Annotated in this window: 22 protein-coding genes and 1 riboswitch; of the genes, 5 read left to right on the top strand and 17 right to left on the bottom strand. The window is 35.7% G+C overall.

Annotated elements, in window-relative coordinates:
* Positions 1-158: 158 nt before the first annotated feature.
* Positions 159-1160: a zinc dependent phospholipase C family protein gene (locus BUB25_RS15550; RefSeq protein ID WP_072945951.1), complete on the bottom strand. Its 1002-nt coding sequence runs from the start codon at positions 1158-1160 to the stop codon at positions 159-161.
* Positions 1161-1258: 98 nt separating this feature from the next.
* Between BUB25_RS15550 and BUB25_RS15545 the strand changes: the two genes are divergently transcribed.
* Entirely contained in the window at positions 1259-1999 is a 741-nt protein-coding gene (locus BUB25_RS15545) for a YoaK family protein (RefSeq protein WP_072945949.1), read from the top strand.
* Here BUB25_RS15545 and BUB25_RS15540 read toward each other — a convergent pair.
* From BUB25_RS15540 to BUB25_RS15480, 13 genes are all read right to left on the bottom strand, one after another.
* Complete coding sequence (locus BUB25_RS15540; RefSeq protein WP_244533843.1) at positions 1992-2897, bottom strand: YeiH family protein; 906 nt, start codon at positions 2895-2897, stop codon at positions 1992-1994. The two genes, BUB25_RS15545 and BUB25_RS15540, sit on opposite strands and share 8 nt — an antisense overlap.
* 146 nt (positions 2898-3043) lie before the next feature.
* Positions 3044-3940 (bottom strand): LysR family transcriptional regulator, encoded by an 897-nt coding sequence (locus tag BUB25_RS15535; protein WP_072945957.1) that lies wholly within the window; start codon positions 3938-3940, stop codon positions 3044-3046.
* A gap of 26 nt (positions 3941-3966) precedes the next feature.
* Entirely contained in the window at positions 3967-5994 is a 2028-nt protein-coding gene (locus tag BUB25_RS15530; protein WP_072945948.1) for a hypothetical protein, read from the bottom strand.
* A gap of 81 nt (positions 5995-6075) precedes the next feature.
* The gene (gene fabG / locus BUB25_RS15525; protein ID WP_072945946.1) at positions 6076-6822 is read right to left on the bottom strand and encodes a 3-oxoacyl-[acyl-carrier-protein] reductase; all 747 of its coding nucleotides are present in this window, start codon (positions 6820-6822) and stop codon (positions 6076-6078) included.
* Positions 6823-7008: 186 nt separating this feature from the next.
* On the bottom strand, positions 7009-8331 hold the full coding sequence (locus BUB25_RS15520; protein ID WP_072945944.1) for a Na+/H+ antiporter NhaC family protein: 1323 nt from the start codon (positions 8329-8331) through the stop codon (positions 7009-7011).
* Between the two features lie 60 nt (positions 8332-8391).
* Positions 8392-8490, bottom strand: a riboswitch (SAM-I-IV-variant riboswitch).
* A gap of 117 nt (positions 8491-8607) precedes the next feature.
* Positions 8608-9030, bottom strand: coding sequence for a hypothetical protein (locus tag BUB25_RS15515; protein WP_072945943.1), 423 nt, complete (start codon positions 9028-9030; stop codon positions 8608-8610).
* Positions 9031-9247: 217 nt separating this feature from the next.
* A complete protein-coding gene (gene sucD / locus BUB25_RS15510; RefSeq protein WP_072945941.1) occupies positions 9248-10120 on the bottom strand; it encodes a succinate--CoA ligase subunit alpha in 873 nt (290 codons plus the stop codon).
* Positions 10121-10228: 108 nt separating this feature from the next.
* A complete protein-coding gene (locus BUB25_RS15505; protein ID WP_072945938.1) occupies positions 10229-11158 on the bottom strand; it encodes a UDP-3-O-(3-hydroxymyristoyl)glucosamine N-acyltransferase in 930 nt (309 codons plus the stop codon).
* A gap of 69 nt (positions 11159-11227) precedes the next feature.
* Positions 11228-11794 carry an elongation factor P gene (efp, locus tag BUB25_RS15500; RefSeq protein WP_072945937.1) on the bottom strand — a complete coding sequence of 189 codons (567 nt, stop codon included), beginning with the start codon at positions 11792-11794 and terminating at the stop codon, positions 11228-11230.
* A 69-nt stretch (positions 11795-11863) separates the two neighbouring features.
* A complete protein-coding gene (gene lpxA, locus BUB25_RS15495; protein WP_072945935.1) occupies positions 11864-12649 on the bottom strand; it encodes an acyl-ACP--UDP-N-acetylglucosamine O-acyltransferase in 786 nt (261 codons plus the stop codon).
* A 76-nt stretch (positions 12650-12725) separates the two neighbouring features.
* The gene (locus tag BUB25_RS15490) at positions 12726-14114 is read right to left on the bottom strand and encodes a bifunctional UDP-3-O-[3-hydroxymyristoyl] N-acetylglucosamine deacetylase/3-hydroxyacyl-ACP dehydratase (RefSeq protein WP_072945955.1); all 1389 of its coding nucleotides are present in this window, start codon (positions 14112-14114) and stop codon (positions 12726-12728) included.
* Positions 14107-15150 carry a UDP-3-O-(3-hydroxymyristoyl)glucosamine N-acyltransferase gene (gene lpxD / locus BUB25_RS15485; protein WP_072945933.1) on the bottom strand — a complete coding sequence of 348 codons (1044 nt, stop codon included), beginning with the start codon at positions 15148-15150 and terminating at the stop codon, positions 14107-14109. The genes BUB25_RS15490 and lpxD overlap by 8 nt, the downstream gene beginning before the upstream one ends.
* 119 nt (positions 15151-15269) lie before the next feature.
* Positions 15270-16511: an HD domain-containing protein gene (locus BUB25_RS15480; protein WP_072945932.1), complete on the bottom strand. Its 1242-nt coding sequence runs from the start codon at positions 16509-16511 to the stop codon at positions 15270-15272.
* A gap of 174 nt (positions 16512-16685) precedes the next feature.
* On the opposite strand from BUB25_RS15480, the gene BUB25_RS15475 reads away from it, so the two are divergent.
* From BUB25_RS15475 to BUB25_RS15460, 4 genes are read left to right on the top strand one after another with little or no spacing between them, the layout of a single operon-like run.
* A complete protein-coding gene (locus tag BUB25_RS15475) occupies positions 16686-17171 on the top strand; it encodes a GbsR/MarR family transcriptional regulator (protein WP_072945930.1) in 486 nt (161 codons plus the stop codon).
* Positions 17172-17197: 26 nt separating this feature from the next.
* Entirely contained in the window at positions 17198-18343 is a 1146-nt protein-coding gene (locus BUB25_RS15470) for an efflux RND transporter periplasmic adaptor subunit (RefSeq protein WP_072945928.1), read from the top strand.
* An 8-nt stretch (positions 18344-18351) separates the two neighbouring features.
* Positions 18352-21522, top strand: coding sequence for an efflux RND transporter permease subunit (locus BUB25_RS15465; protein WP_072945926.1), 3171 nt, complete (start codon positions 18352-18354; stop codon positions 21520-21522).
* Positions 21512-22912 (top strand): efflux transporter outer membrane subunit, encoded by a 1401-nt coding sequence (locus BUB25_RS15460; RefSeq protein WP_072945924.1) that lies wholly within the window; start codon positions 21512-21514, stop codon positions 22910-22912. The genes BUB25_RS15465 and BUB25_RS15460 overlap by 11 nt, the downstream gene beginning before the upstream one ends.
* A gap of 160 nt (positions 22913-23072) precedes the next feature.
* Here the strand turns inward: BUB25_RS15460 and chrA are convergent, their stop codons facing one another.
* The 3 genes from chrA to BUB25_RS15445 all read right to left on the bottom strand — a co-directional run bounded on the left by chrA (position 23073) and on the right by BUB25_RS15445 (position 25196).
* The gene (gene chrA / locus BUB25_RS15455) at positions 23073-24206 is read right to left on the bottom strand and encodes a chromate efflux transporter (RefSeq protein ID WP_072945922.1); all 1134 of its coding nucleotides are present in this window, start codon (positions 24204-24206) and stop codon (positions 23073-23075) included.
* 187 nt (positions 24207-24393) lie between these two features.
* Positions 24394-24603, bottom strand: a complete 210-nt coding sequence (locus BUB25_RS16515; RefSeq protein WP_139256921.1) for a hypothetical protein — start codon at positions 24601-24603, stop codon at positions 24394-24396.
* A gap of 68 nt (positions 24604-24671) precedes the next feature.
* Positions 24672-25196, bottom strand: coding sequence for a GNAT family N-acetyltransferase (locus BUB25_RS15445; RefSeq protein ID WP_072945953.1), 525 nt, complete (start codon positions 25194-25196; stop codon positions 24672-24674).
* Positions 25197-25484 lie beyond the last annotated feature (288 nt).

The following is a 25484-nucleotide window of genomic DNA, read 5'->3' as shown; positions in this document are numbered from 1 at the left end:
TAGCCAAAACTTAATCTCTATTTTGGCTAAAGCCCATTTTTTATTCAATATACAAAACGGGCTGAAGCCCGTTTCTATTGATGTTTTTAAAATAGCTGTTCGCAAAGTACCCTGCATTAAGTCTCACCCGTTTTTCTTTTCCTTAACGTAATTTCGAATTAAAATTCTTTTTCGCTTTCTAATCCAAAAAGTTTTCCTTTTTCCCAAAGCTTAAGATCTCTTTTCAAACCTTTCTTATTGTATTTTGTCAATTCTTCTGAGTCAAGATTACTTAAGTCCGGTTTACCAGCATTGACCCAAGCCGTATACCAAAAACTAGAAGTCGCCACAATAGCTTTCTTCATTTGATTTTCGACCATTCCGTTTAAAGCAACATGCAATTTCTTTGCATATTCATCAGAATAGACCATTCCATTATATTTGTTTTTTGCAATTTTCCCTTCAGCATCAATAACGTATATTTCGTTTTCAGGTGTTGTGGTTCTTAAACTTTTATCGATGGCTAATAAAGGTTCAACCAAACTATGGGTGTCAAACATAATATCCCAAGTTGCTTTCTCTACATCCTCAATATAAACTGCAGATGTCGTGTTGAATTTATAATTTTTGGCGAATAATTCCGGTAATCTGCTTTCCCATAAAGAATGAATTCCTTTTTGGTTGGTGTTTTGTCCATCATGATTGTCCGAAGTATGCAAAGGCATGTGCGCATCGGCAATGTAATGTCCAAGATCTGAGGCTAAAAACAAGATTTCAGTTTTTCTTTTCTCTTTGAAAGCTTTCGTCAATTTAACCATCATGTCTTGAATATACCAAGGCAATATTCCATTTTTGTCCAAGAACTTCGCGTCATATTTTTGTTTGGCTTCTTCTAGAGTTTTAGGAAAGCTGTCGGTGCTACCATAATTTTCCATGTCAAAATAGTGACGTGGTCCTTCGGCTTTGTCATTTACCGCATATTTTCTTACATCAGGAACCGTCGATTCTGTAGTAATGAAATCAATATGGTTGTAAAAGAAAATCTGCAGTGGTTTTGGCAATGCCATCACAGCTGCATTATTTATTCTTTCGTGTCCGATAATTCCCCACGACAAAGTTAGAAAACCAATAGCTATTGCACTTAACAATACAATTGTAGGTTTAAATTTAATATTTTTCATTACTTTTATTTATTATGTGCTACAAATGTATTTTATTTTTTTTTCAAAATAAGAAACAATGAGTTTAAGATTACATTAATTTAAAAAAAGCCACAACTATGTTTCGGCATCAAGGAAAAAACAGAACTTTTATTCATAATTTACGTTTGGCCACTTTACTTTCATTTGTTGCTGGAATTGTGAATATTTGTGGAGTTTTGGCGGTAAAAACTTTGACGACAAATGTAACTGGACATTTTGCTTTTTTCGCTGAAGAAGTCATTAAAGATAATTATGTGGCAGCAATCACTTTTTTTATTTTTACTCTTTTCTTTTTATTGGGATCTTTTACGTCCAATTTTTTGGCGGAATTGGTGTCTCAAAAAAAACCTAATTTGCTCCATGTACTTCCGATTTCTATAGAGATCGCCATTTTAACATCAGTTGGTTTTTTTGGCACAGAAGCAGATTTGTCCTCTTTTGATGGAAAATACATTGCTTTTTCTATGCTTTTTGCTATGGGAATCCAAAATTCATTGGTCACGAAAATATCAAAATCTACCGTTAGAACAACTCATTTAACAGGACTTTTTACTGATTTAGGAATTGAATTGTCACAATTGTTTTTTTATAAAAAAGAGAGCGAAAGAAAAAGCCTAAGGGCTAGTATTTCTTTGCGACTATCCATAATAACCTTCTTTTTTATTGGTTGTATTTCGGGAGGTTTTATGTACACTTTTCTCGAATTGAAAACACTTTTTGTGAGTGCTTTTTTTCTTCTAATAGCCCTTATGTACGATTACATTCGATTGCAATTTTTTGTAATCAAAAGAAAAAGGATTACAACTCATCTTAATTGAAATACATAATCGAAAGTAAGGCCGCAAAAGCGATAAAAATCCAAAGCAAAACGCCTTGTAACAGCGGTTTCGTCCCCACAGATTTCAGCACTTTCAGATTCAAACCAGCACCGATTAAAAATAAGGTGATCGTTAATCCTACTTTAGCAATTGAAACTAAAAAAGGTGCTACAAGAACCATTTCTGGAATATAAGTATTCATCAACATAGCCAAAATAAACAAACCAATAAAATACGGAATCTTAACTTTTCCAGATTTATTTTTAAACAATACAGCTGTAATTAAAGCAACTGGAATGATCCATAAAGCTCTGGCGAGTTTTACAGTTGTTGCAATTTGCAAGGCTTCGGGGCCATATTTATTTGCAGCTCCCACTACCGAACTGGTGTCATGGATAGCAATAGCACACCATAATCCAAACTCTTGTTGACTTAAGTCCAACCAATGACCAACGACGGGAAATAAAAATAAAGCGATAGAATTTAGAATAAAAATAACACCCAAAGCTACTGAAGTTTGCTTTTCATCTGATTTGATTACTGGCGCTATTGCAGCGATGGCACTTCCGCCACAAATAGCCGTTCCACAGGAAATCAAATGAGAGGTTTTCTTTTCGATATCAAGCCATTTGCCAATAAAAAAACCTAAAATCAAAGTGCAAAAAATAGAAGCAACAGTAAATAGAAAACCTTCTTTACCAGCCATTAAGGCACTGTTTACATTCATCCCAAAACCCAGTCCAATGACCGAAATTTGCAACAAAATATTAGTTAGTTTATGATTCAATTCTAAAAAAGGATGTCCCGACAAATTAGCGACTAATAACCCTAACAATAACGCAATAGGTGGAGCAATCAATCCCGAAAAACAGACTATAGTCAACAAACCAAATATAATTTGTTTTTGTGTCTGAGTGAGATTAAAAAGAGTGGTATTATTTTTTTGGATTACTTTAGAAGTCGTTTTCAAAATAACTTTTTTAATTATTATGGTACAAAGGTCAGTTCTAAAAACGACTTTCGCCAATCATAAAAAGCAATCCATTATAACTTTAGGTTATAATAACTGGAAATATTTTTCAGAAACAAATCAGAAAGAGCTTCCTTTTTTCCTTGAAGGCTAATGATATAGAAATAACGTTCCATACTTAGTTTTTTTACGTCAAGTATGCTCAATTCGCTACTTTTTAACTCTTTTTGTATGGCGTGAATTGACATGAAAGCAACACAATTGGAATTCAATAAATAGGATTTAATGCTTTCGGTGCTACCTAATTCCATTTCGACAGTCAATTGCGAAAATTTGATTTCTAAGGATTTTAACGCATGCTCTATAACTTCTAATGTTCCCGAACCTTGCTCGCGGACAAGGAATTGCATTTCTAAAAGATCTGTTTTTGTAATTTCTTTTTTATTTACCAATGAATTGTGACTATTGCAGACCAAAACGAGTTCGTCTTTCAAAAACGGAACGTATTTTATCAATTGGTTTTTGGATTGTCCTTCTACAATTCCAATTTCGATTTCTTTATTCAAAAGAGCGTTCTCAATTTGCTCCGTATTCCCGTTTCTCAAGTTTACTTTAATATCTTTTAATTTTTGATGGAAACGCGCTAAAAGCGGCGGAATAATATATTGGGAAATTGTAGTACTGGCACCTAATCTTAACATTCCTCTTTGCTGATGGATAAGAGTACTCATGTCAAAATCAATCTCGCGATAAATTTCAAAAATGTTTTTAGCATGTTCAAGCAATACTTTTCCCGCATGCGTTAGCGAAATTTTAGAGCCATTTCTGTCAAAAAGCTTGAGTTTGTATTCTTCTTCTAATTCCTGAATATGCTTGGAAACTGCAGGTTGGGTGATAAATAATTCCGTCGCTGCTTTAGTAAAACTCAATCGGTTGGCAACGGTGAAGAATACTTTTAGCCTAAAATCCATAATCGTACTTTCTTGTTTAATTAAAACTACAGCAAACCATTGTATTTTCGAACAAACCATTCGGTGGCAAGCAAACTGGCTATTAAAACCAATAACCATTTCCAATCAATTAATGGCGACTTTGTAACATTATTCTTTTGAATCGTTTTGTAACTTTCATCTGCCAACAACGCTTTTATGAGCTGTTCGACTTGATCCGGAAAATAAGTTTTCCCTTGGGTCAGCTCGGCTAATTGGTTCAGTTTTTCTAAATCCGGATTAACAAATTGCTTCTCAATCTCAAAGTCCAAAATCTCAAAATGACTGGAATAAGAAGTTTTAGAATTTAGTTCTTTTACGGTAAAATTATAAGTTCCGGCTGTCAATCCGTCCAGATTGACTTTATAGGAATTGTTGCTTTTTAGCAAATCATAATTTTTACTTTGCTTAGTTTTAGCATTGACAACAGTAATTGTAAGTTGTGCCTTTTCGTCAAATTCATAGTTTTTATTGAAATATTGAGCAGTAATTTCAATTGCATCCCCAGAATTGTAAAAACTTTCATGATGGACTACCAATGATTTTTTGGAACTATTGGATGCCAAAAATTGAATGATTTTATCTACAAAAATATCAAATTTATCAAACGATTGATTGTCTACATGACTTTGCAAACGCCATTTCCAGCTATTTTCTCCCAGAAGAAAGGCTGTTCGTTTTCCTTGATTTTCGGCAAAAGCGACTAAAGGAGAATTAGCGGCAATGTTTCTAATTTTTGACGAAAGCAAAACAGAAACATTTCCATTGACGCTAATATTTCCATACGCATTTTGCAAAGGCGGAAAATTCTCGAAACCAATATCCTCTATGGCAAACAAATTGAATTGCGAATTAAAACTAGCTAAATAATCCTCTTTTTGACTACTCATTTTAAACAACAAATTGCTTTGTTGCTGATTCAAAAGTGAAAAGTCAGTGTGATTACCCGTAATAATAAATGTGTTAATACCAGCCGATTGATTTTCTTCAAAAAGTTTTTTGAATTGGGTTGTTGGTTGGTAAAGAATTAAAATATTATAATCCCTTAATGGATTGATATTGTTTGGATTAACAATAGTTACTTTGTGTTGCGCATTAGATTCAATTGCCCGTTTTAAAGCACCGATATCTGGGTGATTTATAACCGTAACAAGCGCAATATTAGTCTTTTGATCGATCACTTCAACAGCAAAATTCTTAGTATTGTTGTAGCTGTTTTTCTCTTTTTCTTTAGAGTTTATCGTTGCTTTAAAAACTTGTGAACCTACTTTATTCGCAGGCAAAAGTACATTGACAACTGCAGTCTTTTTAGAAGCTGAAAAGGAAATAGTTTGTTTACTCAAAACGGAATTTCCATGTGAAATACTAAAATCAGCGGTTAGATTTTTATCTCCTGAATATTGCACAAAAACTTCTACTGGGAATTTATTTTTATAGAAGGCATATTTGTTGACATTGAGCTGATTTATTTTTAAATCCAATAATTTTGTGGTATCTCCCAGAACTATTGGAAAAACTTTATTGGTAGAATCAAAAGTATAAACATAATCATTGCCAGAAGTTTGATTTCCGTCCGTTATAATGACTGTTGGGAAAACTACATTCTTATTGATACTTTTCAAGTCCTTAGCAATTCCGTCTAAATTGGACTGAGTCCCTTTAAAATTAAATTTTTCAGATTGCTGAAATTCGTTGTCAAACTGATAGGATTGAATGTCAAATTTCTCTTGTAAAGCAGTATTCGAAGCCAATGCTTTGTAGGTAGTCAATGCTGTTTTATCGGCATTCAAATAAGGAATCGAACTGGAATTGTCGACAACAAGAGCTAATGGTGGTTTTACTATTTCTAGTGTATTTCTGGTGATTATGGGATTAATTAACAATAAAAACAAGCCAAAAATAGCCAGAAAACGCAAAAAAGCCAAAAACAAATTCAGTTTCGACTTGTTTTTGGCTTTGTAATAATATTGAAAAAATGACAAACCACCGGCTATTAATAATGAAAAAACTAGTAATAAAACGGTGTTTATAGTCATCCTTTTTTATTTTAAATGATGAATTTTAAATTTTGAATTCCTCATCATTTAAAATTCATAATTCTTAATTTATAATTATATCTAGGTAAGCATTCCTCCGTCAACATTCATGACCTGTCCTGTAACGTATGCACTCATATCTGAAGCAAAGAAAAGACAAGCATTAGCCACATCATCAGTTGTTCCGCCGCGTTTCAAAGGAATACCGTCTCTCCATCCCTGAACCACATCTGCGCTTAATTTGGCCGTCATTTCAGTTTCAATAAAGCCTGGAGCAATCGCGTTACAACGAATATTACGTGAACCTAATTCCAGTGCCACTGATTTTGTAAAACCAATAACTCCAGCCTTAGAAGCGGCATAATTTGTTTGCCCAGCATTTCCTTTCACTCCCACTACACTACTCATATTGATAATAGATCCGGCGCGTTGTTTCAAAAATGTTTTTTGAATGGCTTTGGTCATATTGAAAACTGATTTCAAATTGACATCTATAACTTGATCAAAATCAGCTTCAGACATACGCATCAAAAGGTTGTCCTTAGTAATTCCTGCATTGTTAATCAAAATATCTACAGTTCCAAATTCAGCCAAAACAGCATCAACAAATGTTTGTGCCTCATTAAAATCAGCTGCGTTTGATTGGTATCCTTTGGCTTTAATTCCTAATGCATTCAATTCATTTTCTAACGCTAAAGCCGACTCAACAGATGAACTGTAAGTAAACGCAACATTTGCTCCGTGTTTTGCAAAAACCTCTGCAATCCCTTTTCCAATTCCGCGACTTGCGCCTGTTATAATGGCCACTTTTCCTTCTAGTAATTTCATTTTCTAAAACTTAGTTTAATTCTTATTGGTAGCTATTCCTGCTATTCGCTTCAATCTTTTATGTTTATAAAGAAAACATAAAAGGATTTCCGCTTCTATCAGGGCTATCTTACAGCTGTCAAATATATAATAATTCCCTTTTTAAAAAAAATTTCAAATTCATTAAGATGATAAATAGAAGTTATTTTAAATATCAAAAAAACGTTTTACTAATTTATCCCAAAAAGAAGCATAAATAGCTACCAAAGTAAAAAGGAATAAAAACAAATGATACCAGGCATTACTGATTAAATCAAAGAAATCCAGCTTTCCATTGGCAAAACTCAAAATTAAAAGCACTTGAGCACCATAAGGCAAAATCCCTTGGATAACACAAGAAAAAATATCCAGTATAGTAGCCGTTTTCCTTGAATCTAAATCATATTCATCGTTGATCTCTTTGGCAATGGTTCCGGTAATGACAATCGAAACCGTATTATTGGCAATGGCTAAATTAGTAAGTCCTACTAATGTCCCTATTCCGGTTTGCGCCGATTTCTTACTCTTGATACGCTTTTTAACCTGAAATAACACATAATCAATTCCGCCAGCTTTATCCACCATGGCCGCCAGTCCGCCAGAAAGCATCGAAAGCAGGAAAATCTCTGTCATGCTTGTAAAGCCTTCATAGACCTTTTGGGTAAAAACCATAAGGGTGAAATGATTTCCAAAATAGCCTATGGCACCAGCCAACAAAGTCCCTATTATCAGAGTAGCAAAAACATTAATTCCAGATACAGCTAGCACAATAACCAATACATAAGGAATGATAGAAATCCAGTCCACGCCATTTTTAGGAATGGCAACGGCATTGATATCTGAATTTAATCCCAAATAAAACAATAGCAAAACCGTGATTAGTGCTGCCGGGAAGGCAATGAATAAATTAATTTTGAATTTATCTTTTAAGTTACAGCCCAAAGATTGGGTTGCCGCAATGGTGGTATCTGATATCATAGAAAGATTGTCTCCCAGCATCGATCCTCCAAGTAAAGCGCCCGAGATCAAAGGCAGAGAAGCGCCACTTTTATCTGCTAAAGTTACTGCTATGGGACCAATGGCAACAATTGCTCCAACAGATGTTCCAGTTGCTGTTGATAAAAAAGCGGCAATTAAAAATATTCCCAGTGGAAAATAAGCCACATCAATATTATTGATACCTAAATTTACTACAGCATCAACGCCGCCAGTAGCCTTGCTGACCACTGCAAAAGCGCCGGCCAGCAAATAAATCAGACACATGGTCATAATTTTACTCTCGCCGCAACCAGCAATCAAAGTGGTCACTTTTTCATCTGTCGATGATTTAAAAAGAATAAATGCGGCAATAATTCCCAATAAAACCGCGACCGGCGACGGAAGTGCATAAAAATCATTGAGCCAAATTCCGGCTCCTAAAAAAGTAAGAATAAAAATCAATAAAGGAATTAAAGCAAATGGATTACCATTATTTCTAACATGTTTTGTCATCATAGTCAATTTTTTAAATGAAAACGATACCACGAAAAACAAAAAAGCAAAACAGGAATAAAAAACAACATTTTTTCCAAAGGATTTGGCTTATCGTTTTAGCACCTTGCTCGTTGTTGCAGGTTGCTATCTCATATTATGAGATTCGTGATAACGGCTGTAAAAGTAATGCTTATTTTAATATAAAAATACTTATTCCTTTATTTTCGCGACTTTAAGGCAAAAAAAAAAGCCTTACCGAAGTAAAGCTTTTATATAATTATTTAGAAAAATAGACTAAAACGCTACGTTCCATCTTGGTAATTTACCGTTTTCATCTAAGAAGTTTTGCAAAACTTGTCCTTCTACAGCTGTTGGAATACCTTTAGTTTTGTCATTAAAAGTCTCATACCAAACTACTTCCAGAACACTAATGTCTTCCAATTTCATTTGTGCAGGCCACGAATATTTTCTTCCTGTTTTGGCAAATTGATGCCCGTTTACAATTTTATCATACAAACCGCCATTTTTAGTTTTCAATGTTCCGTCATTTTGGACAGTTCCTGTAGAACCAACCATAATCAATTCTTTGTCAGCACCAACAGCATATACTAAAAAGACGCCACATCCTTCAGATGCATTACAAACCTCTTCTAGGCTATCTTCAACAGAAAATGAAAACTGATTGCTTACTTCGAACTTTTTTAATTCCTTATACATATAATTTTATTTTTATTTGGATTGGCTTTGGCAAAAAAAATACCTACTAAAGGTATTCGTGTGAATTCAAAACCATTGCTTTTGATTTTTTCATTAAAAATTAAACATTTAAAGCCTTATATTTAACAAAGTGCAAAGGTATTTTTTTAATTCGATTTATAATAAAAAAGCCCCACAAATTGTGAGGCTTAATCTATTTTTAGTTTTGAATAGTTGACTATCCTAAAACTTCTTTTACTTTTTTACCAATTTCAGCTGGTGAATCAACAACATGAATACCATTGTCTCTCATGATTTGTTTTTTTGCTTCAGCAGTATCATCAGTTCCACCAACAATAGCACCTGCATGTCCCATTGTACGTCCTGCTGGAGCGGTAACTCCTGCAATGAATCCAACAACTGGTTTACGGTTACCATCTGCTTTGATCCATTTAGCAGCATCAGCTTCTAATTGACCTCCAATTTCACCGATCATTACAATACATTCTGTTTCTGGATCGTTCATCAATAATTCAACCGCTTCTTTAGTAGTTGTTCCAATGATTGGATCTCCACCAATACCAATTGCTGTTGTGATTCCTAAACCTTGCTTTACCACTTGGTCAGCAGCCTCATAAGTTAAAGTTCCTGATTTAGAAACGATACCTACAGTTCCTTTTTTGAAAACGAAACCTGGCATAATACCTACTTTAGCTTCTCCCGGAGTAATAATACCAGGACAGTTAGGTCCAATTAATCTTGCATTTCTTTCTTTAACATAACTGTTAGCCTTAATCATATCAGCTACAGGAATCCCTTCCGTAATAGCGATAATCACTTTTATTCCAGCATCAGCAGCTTCCATAATTGCATCAGCAGCAAAAGCTGGCGGTACAAAAATGATAGTAGTATCAGCTCCAGCTTGTTCTACAGCATCTTTTACAGTGTTGAAAACAGGTCTGTCTAAATGACTTGTTCCACCTTTACCTGGAGTTACACCACCAACAACGTTAGTACCGTACTCAATCATTTGAGAAGCGTGGAAAGTTCCTTCACTTCCTGTAAATCCTTGAACAATTATTTTGGAATCTTTATTAACTAAAACACTCATGATATATATTTTATGTGATTTTTTAAAATTGTGATGCAAAAGTAAGGTTTTCGAAATTATTTTAAGCGTTTTTTTGCATCAAAATAAATTATCTCAATTACTTTATTCTTATTTTAATTTAATTAAAATTTCGGGAATCTTTTTGATATTGGCCAATTGTTTTAATTTTTCCCTGGACTCTTCAATAGGAGTACCAAAATAGGTTTTTCCGCCTTCAACTGATTTTGTGACTCCGCTTTGACCAAGAATCACAGCTTTCTCACCAATGGTAATTCCGCTTGTGGTTCCTACTTGCCCCCAAATGGTCACTTCATCTTCAATAATTACACATCCGGCAATACCTGTTTGTGAAGCAATCAAACATTTTTTACCAATTACGGTGTCATGACCTACATGTACTTGATTGTCAATTTTGGTCCCTTCTCCTATGGTTGTGTCTCCCGTAACTCCTTTGTCAATGGTGCATAATGCGCCAATGCCTACATTGTCTTTGATAACCACTCGTCCACCAGAAAGTAATTGATCAAAACCATCTTCTCTCTTCTTATAATAAAAAGCATCAGCTCCTAGAATTGTTCCGGCATGAATGATCACATTATCACCTATGACCGTATGGTCGTAAATAGAAACATTAGAATGTATCAAACAGTTCTTTCCTATAACCACATGATTTCCTACAAAAGTATTAGGCTGAATTATAGTATTTTGACCTATCACAGCTGAAGCTGAAATCGAAGCATTAGAAGCTTGAAAAGGCTTAAAATGATTCGTCAACTTGTTGAAATCCCTAAAAGGATCGTCAGACAACAATAAGGCTTTTCCTTCGGGACAATCTACTTTTTTATTAATTAAGACAATAGTTGCAGCGGAGTTTAGTGCCTTATCGTAATATTTGGGATGATCCACAAAAACAATATCTCCAGGTTCTACAACATGAATTTCATTCATGCCTGAAACAGGAAAATTTGAGTCACCTACGTATTCACTATTGATTATACTGGCAATTTCTTGTAAAGAATAAACTTTGGGGAATTTCATAAATTTAGTATTCAGTGTTCAGCGTTTAGTATTCAGCTTGACTGCAAACTGAATACTAAACACTGTAAACTATTCTTTTACACGCTCCATGTATGAACCAGAGGCCGTATCAATTTTAATTTTATCTCCTTCGTTGATAAACAAAGGTACGTTTACAGTCGCACCCGTTTCTACAGTTGCTGATTTAGTGGCGTTTGTAGCAGTATTCCCTTTAATTCCTGGTTCGGCATAAGTCACTTCAAGTACTACTGATGCAGGCATATCTACAGAAAGAGGCAAATCTGTTTCAGTATTAATACTCACCATCACGTTTTCACCTTCCTTTAATAAGTCAGGAGAATCCAAGATACTTTTATTTAAAGAAATTTGTTCAAAAGTTTCCGTATTCATAAAATGAAACTCATTTCCTTCTGGATACAAAAATTGAAATTTGTGGTTTTCAACACGAACTTCGTCAATTTTATGACCTGCAGAAAATGTATTGTCCAATACTTTCCCGTTAGTCAAACTTTTAAGTTTAGTTCGAACAAAAGCAGGGCCTTTTCCTGGTTTTACGTGAAGAAATTCAATGATTTTATAAATATCATTATTGTATTTTATGCATAATCCGTTTTTGATGTCTGATGTAGATGCCATTTTTTATTTTTTATTTTTTGATTCACTTGTTTTATCGATTAACCAATTAAACGATTAAACATTTTTTAATTAATAGTTTCCAGAATATCCTTTCATCACACCTCTTGATGAATTTCTGATAAAATCAATAATTTCATCTCTCTCGGGTGTAGCTTCCATTTCGCCTTCAATAATACCCAAAGCTTGGGTAGTGTTGTAATTTTTTTGATATAAAATTCGGTATATATCTTGAATTTCTCTGATTTTTTCAGTCGAAAAACCACGTCTTCTTAATCCCACCGAGTTGATTCCTACATAAGACAACGGTTCTTTAGCTGCCTTTGTATAAGGGGGAACATCTTTTCTTAAAAGTGAGCCACCCGAAATCATGGCATGATCTCCAATATTAATAAATTGATGCACTGCTGATAATCCACCCACAATGGCGTAATTCCCTACAGTCACATGTCCTCCTAATAATACTCCATTGACAATAATGGCATTGTTTCCCACATGACAATCATGCGCGATGTGCGCACTGGCCATTATTAAACAATTATCACCTATAACGGTTTGACCCGATGCGACTGTTCCTCGATTGACTGTAACACATTCTCTAATTGTACAATTATCTCCAATTATTGCCAAAGATTCTTCTCCTCCAAATTTTAAATCCTGAGGAACTGCAGAGATTACTGCGCCAGGGAAAATGTTGCAATTCTTTCCTATTCTTGCACCTTCCATAATGGTAACATTGGAGCCAATCCAAGTACCATCTCCGATAACTACATTGTTATGAATGGTTGTAAAAGGTTCTATGACAACATTTTTGGCGATTTTAGCGCCAGGATGAACATATGCTAATGGTTGATTCATCTGCTTGTTTTTATTGTTTTCTATTTAATCAAATAAAAGATTGAAATTAATTTTCAATACACTTACTTATCTTTGTTTATTGTTTTTTAGCAATTTGCGCCATTAATTCAGCTTCAGCTACTAACCTTCCGTTAGCGTAAGCATTAGCTTGCATATGACAGATTCCTCTTCTTATAGGGGTAATCAAGTCACATTTAAAAATTAAAGTGTCTCCAGGCAATACTTTTTGTTTGAATTTAACATTATCAATTTTCATGAAATAAGTTAAATAATTTTCTGGATCTGGAACAGTGCTCAACACTAATATTCCTCCTGTTTGCGCCATTGCTTCTACAATTAAAACACCTGGCATAACTGGTGCATCTGGAAAATGTCCAACGAAGAAATTTTCATTCATTGTTACATTTTTCATCCCTACTACATGACTGTCTGACATTTCAATAATTCGATCAATCAGCAAGAAAGGAGGTCTATGCGGTAAAACTGCCATAATTTTATGAATATCCATCAATGGTTCCTGATTCAAGTCATAAACCGGAACCTGATTTCTTTGCTCAATTTTTATAATTTTGGCCATTTTTTTGGCAAATTGAGTGTTTACAAAATGCCCTGGTTTATTAGCAATAACTTTACCTTGGATTTTAGTACCAATTAAAGCCAAATCCCCAACAACATCAAGTAATTTATGTCTTGCTGCTTCATTTGGATAATGTAAAGTAAGATTGTCTAATATTCCGTTTGGTTTAACATTAATCGTTTCTTTACCAAAAGCAAGTTTTAAATTCTCCATTGTAGTTTCGGATATATCCTTATCGACATATACAATGGCATTATTTAAGTCTCCTCCTTTAATTAAACCATTATTCAATAATGTTTCTAATTCATGTAAGAAACTAAAGGTTCTCGATTCAGCAATTTCAGATTTAAACTCTGTAATGCTTTTCATGGTTGCATTTTGAGTTCCTAAAATTTTAGTTCCAAAATCCACCATCGTTGTCACGCAAAATTGATCACTTGGCATGATTAATATTTCGCTTCCGCTGGCTTCATCAGTAAAAGAAATAACCTCTTTTACTACATATACGTTTCGTTTTGAATTTTGCTCTTCAATTCCGGCTTTTTCAAGCGCTTCAACAAAATATTTAGAGGAGCCATCCATAATAGGTAGCTCAGAAGCATTTAATTCTATTATAACATTGTCTAAGTCACAACCTACTAAAGCTGCCAAAACATGTTCTGGAGTCTGAATTTGAACCCCAAGTTTTTCTAAATTTGTTCCTCTTTGTGTATTAACAACATAATTAGCGTCAGCTTCAATAACAGGCTGTCCCTCTAGATCTACTCTTACAAAAGTAAAACCATTATTTACTGGAGCAGGTTTAAAAGTCATTTTAACTTCCTTACCTGTGTGTAATCCAACTCCTGTTAGCGAGATTTCTGTCTTGATGGTCTTCTGTTTAACCATTGTTTCCATTTTTTTGGTTTAATATTTGTTTCTTTAATTCTTCAATTTCTGCTACAAGTTTAGGCAAATTCCTGAAATGCACGTATGATTTACTAAAATCATTGTATCCAAATGCCGGACTTCCTTGCAAAACTTCATTGTCTTTTATATTTCGGGCTAGACCTGCTTGGGCTTGAATGCGTACATTATCACCAATGCTTAAATGTCCAGCAATTCCTACTTGTCCGCCAATCATGCCATTTTTTCCTATTTTTGTCGAACCGGCAATTCCCGTTTGAGCTGCAATAACAGTATTCTCGCCTATTTCAACATTGTGCGCTATCTGGATCTGATTGTCTAATTTTACTCCTTTTCGAATAATAGTCGATCCCATTGTTGCTCTGTCGATTGTTGTACAAGATCCAATATCAACATTATCTTCTATAACAACATTACCTATTTGAGGTATTTTCTTATAAGTTCCATCGGTATTTGGTGCAAAACCAAAACCATCTGCTCCAATAACAACTCCAGAATGGATGATACAATTATTTCCTATTTGGGTTTCTGAATATATTTTGGCCCCGGCAAAAATAGTGACATTATTGCCAATAATAACATTGTCACCAATGAAACAATTAGGATAAATCTTAACATTATCTCCTAAAGTCACATTTTGGCCTATATAACTAAAACTACCTAAATATAGTTTTTCGCCATATTTTACGTTTTCCGATATAACTGTTGGCTGTTCTATTCCACTTTTTTGACCTTTTGCCTGATCATAAAATTCTAATAATTTAGAAAAAGCCATATAAGCATCTTCTACCTTTATAAGAGTGGTTTTCAGTTCAGATTCTGGGACAAAAGCTTTATTGACTATAGTAATAGTAGCCTCTGTACTATAGATGTAGTTATTGTATTTGGGATTCGATAGGAAAGTTAACGAACCTTTTTTCCCTTCCTCAATTTTAGACAATTCATGTACTTCAGCATTGGGATTCCCAACAACCTCACCCTCTAATATTCCCGCTATTTGTTCTGCTGTAAATTTCATCTTATTTGATTATATTTTTTATAAGAATAAGATGGAACTCTCTATATAATGTTCTGCTTATATTCAAAAAAAATGTGTTAGTTCGTTTCATTGCGACAAAAATATAAAAAAAATAGATTTTAAATGTCCATTTCCACAAGTTGTTTTGGGAAACAGATGTAATACTTAGTGACCGATTTTGATAATGATTTTAAATTCAACTGATCCGAAGATTCAATTACATCCTCGACAGTCCTATCTTTTTTCAAAATTCGTATCGGCTCTGCTTCCTTACTATAGGCTTGATTTTTTATTTTCCCTCTAAATATAAAATAATTGGTTTCCTGTAAACTAATATTATTCTCTAATGCAAAACGCTCTTTTAAAGGTTGTAAATCTTCAATTTGAACTTTTTCGCTGGTTAATTTTATTTTTAATAAATCTCGATTGATAATCATATTACTCAAAGAAGACAAAATAAAATCGTCATGGCGCTGCCAAGCTTTTAAGGCACTTATAATATCAAAATCGTCCAATTGCGAAAACAAATCTAAGGTAGAAGCATCAAAAATAGCTAAGGTCACTTTGTTTTGCAAAAAAAAGCGCAAGGGTTCGCTGCACGGCAAAACCACGCCTTTTAAAGTTAGTTCTTTGGCTCTTTTTAAGATTTTAGTCAAGATTTGCTCTGCCACCAAACTGGTTTTATGCAGATAAGCCTGCCAGTACATCAAACGTCTCGACATCAGGAATTTTTCAACCGAATAAATTCCCTTTTCTTCAATAACCAACACATCATCGACCACATTCATCATTTGAATCAGTCGTTCCGAATTTACATTTCCTTCGGCCACGCCCGAATAAAAGCTATCGCGTTTTAAATAATCCATCCGATCCATATCGAGTTGACTCGAAATCAATTGCAGCATGAATTTTCGATGGTAATCACCCTCAAAAACCTGAATGGCCAAATCTAACTTACCATTGAATTCAATATTCAATTGATTCATGAATAAAAGCGAAATAGCTTCATGATGTACGTCTTCTACTATGCTCCTTTCCATCGCATGTGAGAATGGTCCGTGACCTATATCGTGCAATAAAATGGCAATATACAAGGCATTTTCCTCCTCTTCAGAAATAGAAACCCCTTTAAAACGCAATACATCAACGGCCTTTTGCATCAGATGCATACATCCCAAAGCATGATGAAAGCGGGTATGATTGGCTCCCGGATAGACCAAATAGGATAAACCCATTTGAGAAATCCTACGGAGTCTTTGAAAATAAGGATGCTGTATCAGGTCGTATATTAAGGCATTGGGAATGCTAATAAACCCATAGATAGGATCATTAAATATTTTTAGCTTATTGATTTGACTCACTATAACTTTATTTTAGGGGAACAAATATAGTTAAATTAAACTTTTTCTGTTTCAATTCTATTTTAAAATGAGTCTGCGATTTGCTCCTTTTTTTTTTCTAATTTTAATTAACAAAAAAATAAGTTCGTTTAGTTCGGTATTCTACGAACTAAGTGTATCTTTGCAAAAAAAATAATGGATACAGCAGAAAAAGATAGAGAAGAAATCATCGAAATGTTCGGTGTTCATTTTGAGTCTACATTTGATATTCCGCCGCTTGCCGCAAGAATCCTTGGCGTTATAATTATAGATGGTTGTAGATCCGGCTTGACATTTGAAAGCTTAATAGAAAAGTTAGGCGCCAGCAAAAGTTCTATTTCAACAAATCTGAATTTACTGCTCAAGATGGAAAAAATTACCTATTTCACAGTTCTGGGAGATAGGAAAAAGTATTACAGAGCCGCTCCTCTAAGCAATCGCTTGGCCAATTATTTAAAAATGATAAAATGGGAGCAGCAAATAATTGATAAGATGATTACCTACCGAGAACGAACAATTTCATGTGCGGAGGAAAAAACAAATTTAAAAAATATTAAGTTTTACAAATCCCATATTGAACAGGTAGAAGAACTCATTATGAAAACCATTTCTGAATTCAAAGACATAGAAAGCATAAAATAAATAATCCATAATCAAATTAAATAAAAATGAAGAAAAAATTATTTCCAATATTAGCAGTTTTGCTTATCATTTCCTCTTGTGGAAAAAAAGAACAACAAGCACCACCACAAGGACCGGTGCCTTTTCCAGTGCAAACAATAACCACTAATGACGCCACAGTATATCAGGAATATACCGCTAATATTGAAGGACAGCAAAATGTTGAAATTCGTCCTAAAGTGAATGGTTTTATCCAAAAAATTTATGTTGATGAAGGTCAGGTAGTAAAAAAAGGACAAATACTTTTTAAATTAGAAACACAAGCTTTAAATCAGGATGCGGCTGCGGCCAAAGCGATGGTTCAAGCTGCTCAAGTAGAAGTCGATCGATTAAAGCCTCTTGTAGATCGAAAAATCATCAGTACAGTTCAACTGGAAACAGCTAAAGCAAAATTAGCCCAAGCTAAAAGTGCTTACGGTAGTATTGCAGCAAATATTGGCTACGGGACAATTTATTCTCCTGCCAGCGGAACCATAGGAAGCCTACCATTCAAAGAAGGAAGTTTAGTAAGTGCTGCAAATCAAGAGCCTTTGACTACGGTTTCAGATACAAGAATCGTACGCGCATATTTCTCGATGAACGAAAAACAATTGCTTTTATTCAACAAGACTTTTAAAGGAGCAAACGCAGCCGAAAAATTAAAGTCGGTTCCTGAAGTTTCATTGCTTTTAGTAGACGGTTCTGAATACGATCAAAAAGGAAAAATTACAACCATAAACGGTTTAGTGAATGCCGCAACAGGAACTACTGATTTTAGAGCTGAATTTCAAAATCCACAGGGAATTTTAAGAAGCGGAAGCAGCGGAATTGTTCGTTTGCCAATTATTCAAACTAACGTAATTCTAGTGCCTCAAAATGCTGTTTTTGAAGTACAAGGAAAACAAATCATTTATGTGGTTGAAAAAGGGAATAAAGTAAAATCAAGAATCATTGAAACCAATGGAACTTCTGATTTGAATTTTATTGTAACAAGCGGACTTTCAGAAGGAGAAGTTGTTGTGGTTGAAGGCGCTTCAAAACTAAAAGACGATATGGAAATAGTTCCACAGCAAGCTAAAAGCAATATCTCAGAAAAGAGTGCTGCCGCCGCGATAGATTCGGTAAAAACAAATAGTACACCCGCTAAAAAATAATACTCAAGATGTTAAAAACCTTTATAGAGAGACCTGTTCTCTCGACCGTAATCTCGATCTTAATCACCATTTTGGGTATTTTAGGATTGATGTCATTACCCGTAGAACAATATCCCGAAATAGCGCCGCCAACAGTTCAGGTAACGGCTACTTATACAGGAGCAAATGCCGAAACGGTTCTTAACAGTGTCGTTATTCCACTGGAAGAAGAAATCAACGGTGTGGAAGGAATGACGTATATGACTTCTTCTGCCGCTAATGATGGTTCAGCAAAAATTTCCGTTTACTTTGAATTGGGTGTAGATCCTGATATTGCCGCAGTAAACGTTCAAAACAGAGTTTCCAGAGCAACATCAAAGCTGCCTCAGGCGGTAGTACAAACGGGAGTTACAACCCTTAAAAGTCAAACGAGTGCGTTGATGTTTTTTGCTTTGTATTCCAATAATGATAATTTTGATGAAACCTATATTCAGAATTATGCCAAAATAAACTTGGTACCCAAGTTACAGCGTGTAAAAGGTGTTGGACAGGTAAACGTTTTTGGAGCCAAAGATTACTCGATGAGAATTTGGATTGATCCGGCAAAAATGGCCAGTTACAATCTCTCTCCAAAAGACATTCAAACGGCATTACAAGAACAAAACGTAGAAGCAGCTCCGGGTAAATTTGGAGAAAATGCTGAAGGAGTTTACGAATATGTAATCAAATATAAAGGACGCCTTTCTGAAACAAAAGACTATGAAAACATCATTATCAAAGCCACTGGAAACGGAAATTTCTTAAGACTTAAAGATGTTGCCACGGTAGAATTAGGTGGTTTCAATTATGGAACTAAGAATATCGCCATGGGTAAACAAGGTGTTGCTGTTGGGGTGTTTCAAACTTCTGGTTCCAATGCACAAGATATCATTACCGAAGTTGTAAGTATTCTGAATGAAACAAAACCTAATTTCCCCGAAGGAGTAGATTATGTTATTCCTTACAATACTAAAACTTTTTTAGATGCGTCTATAGATAAGGTGATTTCTACATTAATTGAAGCCTTTTTATTGGTATTCCTTGTAGTCTATTTATTCTTGCAGGATTTTAGATCGACATTAATCCCAGCTATTGCGGTACCTGTAGCGATTATAGGAACTTTTTTCTTCTTGCAGATATTTGGCTTTTCGATTAATATGTTAACCTTATTTGCGATGATTCTCGCGATTGGTATTGTTGTCGATGATGCCATTGTCGTCGTCGAGGCGGTTCATGCCAAGCTCGATGAGGGAGCCAAATCAGGAAAAGAAGCTACTATTTCAGCCATGAGCGAAATTACCGGAGCAATTATTTCGATTACCTTGGTAATGGCAGCGGTATTTATTCCGGTATCTTTCTTGAGCGGACCTTCGGGCGTTTTTTACCAACAGTTTGCGATAACATTAGCCATTGCCATTTTGATCTCGGCAGTAAATGCATTGACTTTGAGCCCGGCTTTATGTGCTTTATTTTTAAAGCCGCATACTGATTCTGAACATCATAAGAAAAACTTTAAAGAGAGATTCTTCATTGCTTTCAATACTAGTTTTGATCGAATGAATAACAGATATGTGAAATCTCTTGGTTTTTTGGCCAGAAAAAAATGGATTACCGTTACAGCTTTAATCGTTTTTTCAGGAATCACTTTCTTTTTGTTTCAAACGACTCCTTCCGGATTTATTCCTAATGAGGACAGGGGAATTATCATGGCCGATTTGACACTTCCTCCGGGAACAACCTTGGAGAAAACACAGAAAGCGGTCAATGAATTGGATTCTATTTTAGCATCGATGGATATTGTTGAAGCCAGAATGAGCGTGGTAGGTTTCAGTTTGTTAAACGGCGTAAACGGAGGTTCTTATGCCTTTACGGTAATTAAATTAAAAGACTGGAAAGAACGTAAAGAAGCCAACCAATCGGTTGATGCCGTAGTGGGCGAATTATTTGGTAGAACAGCGCATTTTAAAGATGCCAGAGCATTGTTCTTTACGCCTCCAAGTGTGCAAGGTTTTGGTGCAGCAGATGGTTTTGAACTAAAAATCCAGGATAAAGGGGACGATGATTGGGCTACAGTGAGTAAAGTATCGAATGAATTTTTAGGGGAATTAATGAAAAGACCTGAAATTCAATACGCGATGACCAACTTCAACCCTTCTTTCCCGCAATATCAAATGGATATTAACGTGGAAAGGGCCAAAGATGCCGGAGTGTCTGTAACAGATATTTTCAATACGATGCAAGGTTATTATGGTGGATTGTACACTACGGATTTCAACAAATTCGGGAAACAATACCGCGTAATGATTCAAGCCAAAGCGTCAGACCGTGCTAATCTGGAATCTATTAATTCTATTTATGTCAAAAATGCCTCAGGACAAAAAGTGGCAATCAGCCAATTTGTTGATTTCAAAAGAATTTATGGTCCAGAAGCAGTAGCGCGATTCAACATGCTGAAAGCGGTAAACGTCAATGGTAAAGCTAAACCGGGTTACAGTTCCGGTGATGCGATCAAGGCGGTTCAGGAAGTAGCAGCTCAGCATTTACCTAAAAGTTATACTTACGAATTTTCAGGAATGACACGTGAGGAAATTTTGGCTGGAAATCAAGCTATCGGAGTGTTCTTATTGAGTTTAATATTTGTTTATTTCTTGTTGAGTGCGCAGTATGAAAGTTATTTAGTGCCACTTTCGGTATTACTTTCGCTTCCTGTGGGTATAGCCGGAGCTATTGGTTTTGTGAAATTGGCAGGACTAGAAAACAATATTTATTTCCAGGTTGCCCTGATCATGCTGATAGGACTACTGGCCAAAAATGCCATTCTGATTGTGGAGTTTGCCATACAAAGGCGCCGACACGGAATGGATCTTACGGCCGCTGCCATTGAAGGGGCAAAAGCCCGTTTACGTCCTATTTTGATGACCTCATTAGCCTTCATCTTCGGATTGATGCCATTGGCATTGGCCTCAGGAGTTGGTGCTGTAGGAAACCGTTCTATCGGTATGGGAGCTGTTGGAGGAATGTTAGTAGGAACTGTTTTTGGAGTGTTTGTGATTCCAATATTGTTCGTAATATTCCAAGGATTACAGGAAAGAATTTCCGGAAAACCATTTGATGATAAAGAAGCTGATGTAATACTTTTAGACGAAGAAAATGAAAAATAAAATATACAGAGTCGCACTATTGACTGTCACGGCAACACTGATGCAATCGTGTTTTGTCGCCAAAGACTACAAGCGTCCGGAGCTAAAAACAGAGAATTTATACCGAAATGAAGTAGTGACCACAGACACTACTTCATTGGCCAATGTATCTTGGGACAAGATCTTTACAGATCCTGTTTTGCAGGGCTACATCCAGAAAGGATTGCAAAACAATTTGGATATCCGAATTGCGATGCAAAACCTCGCTGCAGCAGAAGCTACGATGAAGCAAGGAAAGGCGGGCTACTTCCCTACTCTTTCCGCTGGAGCCGACTGGACGCATCAGGAACTTTCCAAAAACAGTCAGTTTGGTGCCTTGTTGAAAGATCGCAGTACTGACCAGTTTCAGATGACAGGTACTTTATCTTGGGAAGCGGATATCTGGGGCAAAATAAGAAGTAATAAGCGTGCTGCCAATGCATCTTATCTACAAACAACGGCAGTAAATCAAGCGATAAAAACGCAATTGATTGCTACGATTGCCACGACTTATTACCAATTGCTTTCGGTAGATGCTCAAATAAAAGTAGCCGAGAAAACGTTGATAAACAGAAATCAAAGTGTCGAAACAATCTTGGCTTTGAAAGATGCCGGAAATGTGACCGAAGTAGGAGTAAAACAAACCGAAGCGCAAAAATATGCCACCGAAATCATTATTGCCGATCTAAAAAACAACATTATTTTCTTAGAAAATACAATGAGTGTCCTTTTAGGAGAGCCATCAGCTAAGATCGCTCGTAGCACTTTTGAATCACAAACGATGCAACCCAACATAACATTGGGAGTTCCTGCCCATTTATTGAGAAACAGACCCGATGTTATTGCCGCAGAATACAATTTGATCACTAATTTTGAAATGACCAATGTGGCCAAAAGTGGCTTTTATCCAACGCTAAAAGTAACAGCGACAGGCGGACTTCAAAGTATTGATTTGAAAGAATGGTTCAGTGCCAATTCGATTTTTGCCAATATCATCACTGGTCTGACCCAGCCGATATTCAATCAAAGACAAGTGAAAACCAAATATGAAATAGCCAAAACCAATCAGGAAAAAGCTTATTTACAGTTTGAGCAATCCTTGCTTACGGCCGGTAAAGAAGTATCTGATGCTTTAGCGCAATACAACAATGAAACCTATAAAATCAAAGTTCGCGAGAAACAAGTAGATGCTCTTGTAAAAGCTTCTGAGTTTTCAGATGAATTATTGACTTATGGTTTAGCCAATTATTTAGAGGTTTTAACTTCTAAAAATGACGCTTTGAATGCCGAATTGAGTTTAGTAGATAATAAATTCCAACAATACAAAGCCATCATCCAATTATACAGAGCCCTTGGAGGCGGATGGCAATAGCTTAGTTCTTTAAGTAGAATTAAATTTGGTTGATTAGGTTCGAAAGCCGCTGAGTATTTTTACTTAGCGGCTTTTTTATGGTCACAAGTCACTAAAAACTGCTTCAAGGCCAGCTTTTTTGATTCAAAAGAAGCATTACAAACAGAAAAATGATTCGGAATTATATAAAATACAATAAATATCCCCCAATGGAACCGCCCAAAACAATCAAGGCACTGTTTATTTTTTTATACTGAAACGCAATCAAAATACTCGCTAAAGCAATCAGAATGGTGCGCCAATCTGTTATACTGTCTTTTCCCATTTGGATACAGATGGAAACAATAATCGCCACCGAAGCTACATTGACAGCATCAAGAAAGACGGAAAAAGGCTCAGAATTCCTAAGTTTTTTAACCAACGGATTGAGCAAAGCGACAAAAAGAAAAGAAGGCAAGAATATGGCCAAGGTAGAAAAAAAAGCGCCTGATACTCCATTGATTTGGTAACCTATAAAAGTCACCGACGAAAAAACAGGCCCCGGTGTAAACTGTCCCACGGCGATAGCGTCAATCAAAGCGGATCGTGACAATAAGCCTTTGGCAACTAATTCTGCGTCCAAAAAGGCAAAAAGCACATAGCCGCTTCCGTAAAGAATCGCGCCTATTTTCAGGAAAATCAGGAATAAATTGAAATTGGTCGAAGCAACTACAGTGGTTTTCGATAATGGGAAAAACGCCAGCGGCATCCAATTGAGTTTAGCCGTTCCCGATTCCCCCTTTTTTAGGGAATTGAAAAACAAACCTACAAAGCCAGCTCCAAAAAGAAGTGCAATTTCATTGATTTGCAACAGCGAAAGGGACAAAACCCCAATTCCTATTATCGTCAATAAGCCCGTTTTTAAGGATTTCTTGGCCAATGGAAAAATAGCGGCCAGAATAATGGCAATAATCGCGGGTTTTATACCGTATAAAAAAGCTTGCAGCTCCGGTAACTGTCCATATTCCTTGTACAAAAAAGCAAAAAATCCCGTAATCAAAACCGCAGGCAGGATAAAGCAAAGTCCGGCCACAATCAATCCCTTCCAGCCGGCTTTTTCGTGGCCAATATGAATAGCCATTTCAGTACTATTGGGTCCCGGAATCAAATTAGTGGCTCCTAATAAATCCAAAAAACGCTGTTCACTGAGCCATTTTCTTTTTACGACGACCTCTTGTTGCATCATCGCAATATGAGCCGCCGGACCACCAAAACCGATAATCCCCAATTTCAAAAATAGTTTGGCGACCTCTTTTAAATCCTCTTTTTTTTGCATTTTAGCTGCTGTTTTTTTTTTTTTTTTCCAGCAGCCAAGTTATACTAATATTTTAATTTGAATGTTACCAAAAAGTGTCCTTTTTAACGAAATTACAATCAGAAGAAGGTTAAGGAATGTTGCTGTAGCAATTGCCTTTGACTTTCATTTGGATCATAAAACCCCACTTCATTCAAGAGAAATATACTTATTTAAGAGTTTGCTTTTCGGCGTTTTTCATGTCCAAATAGAATTTCATAAAAAGTACGGCTGCCGCCAATCGGGACAATCGATACACCCAGATGTTTACTTCCCAAAGCAACAGCTTGTGTGTCGCTCCGGTATCAAACAAGGAGTCAATAAAAGAGAGTAAAAATAGTATGGCTAGTACCAGATAGACTGTTTTGGACATTTTCATAAGGCTAAAATGATTGGTTAGCTCCTGTGCGCAATCGCCCGGGAGAGAGACTATATTTTGTTGCTGTATTAGCGGTTTAATTTTAATTTCATCATTAGATCTGTTTGCTCGTCATCACCTAATTTGAAAAGGTGTTTGTCAAACTCCACGAAGCCATTTTTCTCGTAAAAACGTATTGCTCTAGAATTTTTTTCCCAAACGCCCAGCCAAATATATTCCGACCCTTTTTGCTTGGCAATTTCGATGGCTTTGTCATACAGCAATTGCCCTACGTTTTTTCCGTGAAATTCTTTTGAAACATAGATGCGTTCAATTTCGAGTGCCTGACTTTCTTTTAATTCCGTTTGTGCCGCTCCAAAATTGATTTTTAAATAGCCAATCACTTGCTCGTTCTGCAAGGCAAAATAAAAGGCTGAATTTTCGTCTTCAAGCTCTGCTGTGAGCTGTTCTATGGATAATGCCTCTTTCAGATAACTTTTCATATTCTCCGGAGAATTATAAGCTGCAAATGTCTCCTGAAAGGTTTGACGGCTAATTTCTTGCAAGGGTACAAGATCGTCTAGGCTTATTTTTCGAATTTCAATAGCGGTCATTTTTGGTAGAAATTTGATTGAACTATGGCTAAAATAGGCTGATTTCTTTGTTAATCGCGTTGCAAACGCTACGATTTGTCTTCTTTCTGTAGGTACTCGTTTCAAACGAGCACCAGTGGGACTTTCCTCATTGTGCGTGCGCAAAGTCGGAGACATTTGCGCAGCGAGCTACACTTTGCAGAGCTGGGAATTCCTTTGTTGCAATTTTATCCCGCATTGGCAACTTTGGGTGAATGTCTGTCAGCATAATAATTTAGTTTTTTATGTTGTCTTGTTTTATGTTGTGCG

This window comes from Flavobacterium granuli (assembly GCF_900129705.1).
GTDB classification, from domain to species: domain Bacteria; phylum Bacteroidota; class Bacteroidia; order Flavobacteriales; family Flavobacteriaceae; genus Flavobacterium; species Flavobacterium granuli.
Note: the sequence above shows the minus strand (reverse complement) of the source record. Positions and strands in the feature narration are given on the sequence as shown.